We start from the raw sequence: 4,204 nt of genomic DNA on the forward strand, positions 1-4,204 counted from the left end.
CCTCGATGACCGTCAGCAGTTCCGGGAGGTCGCGGACGACCAACCAGAGGATGAAGACGAGCGCGACGACGGCGAGCAGTTGGCTGAGCACCCTGTCCGCGATGAAAAACGAGACCATCCGGGGGTCGGTGTAACCCGTGATCGTGGTGACGGGACCGACGAAGAACTGGAACCATTGGTTGCCGAACGCCACCGCGATGAAGACGTTGCGGACGACGTTCAACACCAGATGATGACGATGGCGAGCGTGAATCCGCGGAGCTTTCGTCGGAGGGGTGCCCGGACGGCGGCGATGAGGCCGCCGAAGATGCTCATGCTGCCGATACCCGTGCAGGCGAGGACGAGATAGGTGTAGTACTCGTGGCCCGTGCTGTCGGTGAAGATGAAGGCGCTGTGGTAGCCGTTTTCCTTCGCAATCGTGAACGCGGGGTCGTATATCCGAGCAGTTGGATGACGGCGTTGGTCTGGACGCTCACCAGTTCGACGAGCCACTCGCGGAGCGGTTCGACCGTCAGGAAGGGGACGTAGATGAGTCCCATCGCGGCGACGCCGCGGGACAGGACGAACAGCGAATCCGTCCCGAGTAGAGCTGATAGCCCGCGTAGACGCACAGGGGAACCGCGACGAGGCTGAGGGTCCCCTCGATGAAACTCCGCATCTCGAACGCGAAACGGGGAAAGAGGACGCCCCAGAACAGCCCGAACAGCACCCACGCGCCCGCGCCGACGGTCCGCGCCAGCTCGCGGTCGTATCGTTCGAGCGCGGCGGTGGCGACGAAGGCGGCGATGACGACCCAAACGAGGTAGTCGGGAAAGGTCGTTGTCAGCCACGGGAGCGGGCCGGGGAGGGCGGCGGGGACGACTCCAATCACGATTCGTCCGTTGTTCTCAGAAAATATAGAGTTGACGCTCTCCGAATCCGCCGTCCGCGGGGACATACCACCGGAACGTCGGCGAGTGGACGGTTCCGCCATCCGTCGGCGAATGGAGGGTTCCGCCATTACCGTTCGTGCGTCTCACGGGACGCGGTTTTCACTCGCCGACCGCTGGTATTTTTATCGTCCCGCCCGAGGATTCGGGTATGGCCGACGTGTTGGAGGACAAACGAACCGCAACCCGGTTTCGCATCCTCGCCGAAATCGCTGACCGACAACCGGCGGTGAGCCAAGGCGAGATCGCCGATGCCGTCGGCGTGACGAGTCAGGCCGTCAGCGAGTACACCCGCGGCCTCGTGGAGGACGGACTCGTGGAGAAGGAAGGTCGCTCACGCTATCGGGTGACGAAGGAGGGCGTCGATTGGCTCCTCCAGTCCGCGACGGACGTTCGTCGGTTCGCGGACCACGTGACCGACGACATCCTCGGCAACGTCGGAGAGGACGCGGCGATTGCGCGCACCGATATCGAAGCGGGGACGACCGTCTCGCTCTCGCTCGAAGATGGCCTGCTCCACGCGACGCCGAACGACGAGGGACCCGCGACGGGCATCGCCACGACGGACGCCGAAGCGGGCGAGGACGTCGGCGTCACCGAGTTCGAGGGCATCATCGACCTCGAACCGGGACGGGTGACGGTGTATCAGGTGCCGCCGGTTCGCTCCGGCGGCAGTCGAACGGTGGACGGAAAGTCGCTCGCGGCCGCGTGTGAGAACGCCCCGGTGCTCGCCGCGACCGGCGTCGAAGCCGTCGTCGCCCTCCGATCCGCCGGTATCGAACCGGATACGACGTTCGCTCCGGGCGAAGTCGCTGCCGAGGCCGCCGAACGCGGCTTGAACGTCGTTATCGTCGCCACCGCCGACAGCGTGGGGCGCGTCACCGACGCCCTCCGGGACGTCGGCGTCGCCTACGAAGTGGCGAATCTGGACTGAGACGAAAAACCGGTGGGCGACGGGGTAATCAAGTGCAGTGGTTTTTCGCGGTCGTGTACGCCTCCCGAACCCGTTGGAACTCCTCGCGCGAGCCCCCGTGGTCGGGATGCACGTCCTTTACCTTCTCCCGGTAGGCCGATTTGACCTCCGAGAGCGTCGCACCCGACGGGACGCCGAGGATGGCGAACGCGGCCTGTTTCGTGTCCACGTCCGCCTCCTGTTCCAAGGTCGGGGTTTCGAAGGGAAGTCGGTCGCCGAGGTGGTGGCCCGGCATCTCGTGTTCGACGAGTACGGCGTACGTCGGCGACTTCTCGATGCGGAAGAAGGCTCGCGCGTCGAAGGTGATGGCGACGTCCCGCTCGGGAAGGTAAAACGCGACGTGTTGGCCCTCCACGAAGTGGTCCTCGGCGAAGTTCTCGTCGATGGCGCGGAGATACTGACGGATTTCGATCCGTCGCCGCCCCTCCCCGAAGATGTAGGTGGCGTTCGTGGACTGGCGCGTCGGAAACAGCCGAACGCCGACGACGAAGATTCCGGCGATGACGACAGCGGCCGCTAGCGTGAGCCACAAGCCGAGGACCAGCCAGTCTGGCATGCTATGCGTGTAGGACTCGAACGGTAATCAAATCCTCGCCAAACGAGACGCTCGGTGACGCGTTCGGAGGGAAGAAACGGAGACATCCCCGGTCGAACGGTGTTCGCACCGATAGACCAATAACCGGACGAGGACAGCACATTGCGAAAAGAACATTCATGAAATAAATACTAGACCGGTGGCAAAGTTAATACCCTTGGTTATAATATATGTGCGTGTATCGGACCCAGAGATAATATCATGTTTGCCTCCAAGCCATGAAACTCACCGAACCGGAGACGAAAGGGGAACTCGACGAGAGTCAGATCCATAACGTCTTGCGGAACGAGCGACGGCGCGAAACGATTCGCTATCTCCGGGAGACAGGAGATTCACTGGCTGTCGATGACCTCGCCGAACACATCGCCACGGTGGAAACCGGCGAGTCACCGCCACCACGAAACGTCAGAAAGAGCGTCTACGTCTCGCTCCACCAGACGCACCTCCCGAAGCTCGATGACCTCGGTATCGTGGAGTACGACCAGCAGTCGAAGGAGCTAACGCTCGAAGACCAAGCGCGACAGGTCGAGGTGTATATGGAAGTCGTCCCCGAACACGACGTCTCCTGGGCGACCTACTATCTCGGCCTCGGTCTGCTGGAGTTCGTCGTTTTGTTCGCGGCGAAACTCAACCTCTTCTCGATACGAATGCTCGACTTCGAGTTCTGGACGTGGTTCTTTCTCACGTTCTTCCTCGTTTCCGCAGTGTATCATATCTACAACGGACAGGAGCGCTCGCTATTTTAACCGGCGAAATCGGAGGGCCGCTTAGCCGATGTACCGGAGGTCGTCGTCGGACGCGATAGGAGCCTGTTGAGACTCCATCTCCTCGATTTTGTTGACGACCTCTTCCATCTCTTCCGCACGGTCTTCGAGCGAGCTGAAATCGACTTCGAAGTCGAGCATCGTCTGGAGGACTTCGAGCACCGCCTGTGCGCTCTTCGGGTCGACCAGATAGCCGCTCGTCTCGCCCATCAGGCACGTCGCTTCGAGACCCCGCCGTCCGCCGAGGCCGAGCAGGAGACCGCTCGTCCCGACGATGCCGCCCGCGGGTTCGTCCTCGCGGAACTCGACGCCCGCGTCTTCGAGCTCGTCCACGAAGTCCGTGGTCGCAGCCGCGCCGAGCACGGCGTACTCCTCGATGAGTTCGCCGGTCGGCACGCCGCCGAGCGCGAAGACGCGTTCGACGCCGAACTCGTCGGCGATGTCGAGAAACGCGTTCGTCAAGCGATAGTGACCGACGGAATCCTGTGCTTGATAGTCGCCGGTGAGGACGAGGACGTCCTGTTCGTCGAGGGTCAGGGCGTAGAGTTCGATACAAACCAACGAGGCGGTGCCGTCGTCACCGACGCCAACCTGCGGCGGGAGGTGTTCGGAGTACACCCGTCGAACGAGCTCGCTCTCTTTCTCTTCGAGTAGATGCTCGACGACGAGTTTGCCGACGTGACCGACGCCCGGCAGTCCTTCGATGAGGACGGGGGCTTCCAAATCGGGATTGGCGACGATTTCGATGTCGATTTCGTCCATGTACCTTATTCGTGGGCGCGCCGCTTAAGTGCGCGTCGGTACTCCCCGTACGGGGTCGTCGGGGTCGAACGGTGCGGGTGCGCTGTTTACGGCCTCGGCTCCGCACTTCGGACACCGCGACTGACGGTCGAAGCGTTCGGCCAATCGTTCCCGAATCCGGTCGGCGTCGCCGCTGGGTTCG

Annotated in this window: 5 protein-coding genes and 2 pseudogenes; 2 read left to right on the forward strand and 5 right to left on the reverse strand. The window is 62.6% G+C overall.

Annotation, left to right across the window (positions count from 1 at the left end; genetic code table 11):
• Together artA and BG842_RS32190 are read right to left on the reverse strand one after the other, a co-directional pair.
• Positions 1-315: pseudogene (gene artA / locus BG842_RS32180) on the reverse strand (archaeosortase A); the annotation flags it as partial.
• Between the two features lie 196 nt (positions 316-511).
• Positions 512-871: a hypothetical protein gene (locus BG842_RS32190; RefSeq protein WP_254663414.1), complete on the reverse strand. Its 360-nt coding sequence runs from the start codon at positions 869-871 to the stop codon at positions 512-514.
• Positions 872-1,080: 209 nt separating this feature from the next.
• Between BG842_RS32190 and BG842_RS23125 the strand changes: the two genes are divergently transcribed.
• Positions 1,081-1,863 (forward strand): MarR family transcriptional regulator, encoded by a 783-nt coding sequence (locus tag BG842_RS23125; RefSeq protein ID WP_069452645.1) that lies wholly within the window; start codon positions 1,081-1,083, stop codon positions 1,861-1,863.
• Positions 1,864-1,891: 28 nt separating this feature from the next.
• Here BG842_RS23125 and BG842_RS23130 read toward each other — a convergent pair whose 3' ends face one another.
• Complete coding sequence (locus BG842_RS23130) at positions 1,892-2,458, reverse strand: J domain-containing protein (RefSeq protein WP_069451936.1); 567 nt, start codon at positions 2,456-2,458, stop codon at positions 1,892-1,894.
• Positions 2,459-2,715: 257 nt separating this feature from the next.
• Between BG842_RS23130 and BG842_RS23135 the strand changes: the two genes are divergently transcribed.
• Positions 2,716-3,243: a hypothetical protein gene (locus BG842_RS23135; protein WP_069451933.1), complete on the forward strand. Its 528-nt coding sequence runs from the start codon at positions 2,716-2,718 to the stop codon at positions 3,241-3,243.
• A 21-nt stretch (positions 3,244-3,264) separates the two neighbouring features.
• On the opposite strand, the gene BG842_RS23140 is transcribed toward BG842_RS23135, so the two are convergent.
• Complete coding sequence (locus BG842_RS23140) at positions 3,265-4,023, reverse strand: proteasome assembly chaperone family protein (protein WP_069451932.1); 759 nt, start codon at positions 4,021-4,023, stop codon at positions 3,265-3,267.
• 5 nt (positions 4,024-4,028) lie between these two features.
• A pseudogene (locus BG842_RS28310) lies at positions 4,029-4,137 on the reverse strand (nucleolar RNA-binding Nop10p family protein); the annotation flags it as partial.
• Between the last annotated feature and the right edge of the window lie 67 nt (positions 4,138-4,204).

The organism is Haladaptatus sp. W1 (assembly GCF_001723155.1).
In the GTDB taxonomy this organism is placed as follows: domain Archaea; phylum Halobacteriota; class Halobacteria; order Halobacteriales; family Haladaptataceae; genus Haladaptatus; species Haladaptatus paucihalophilus.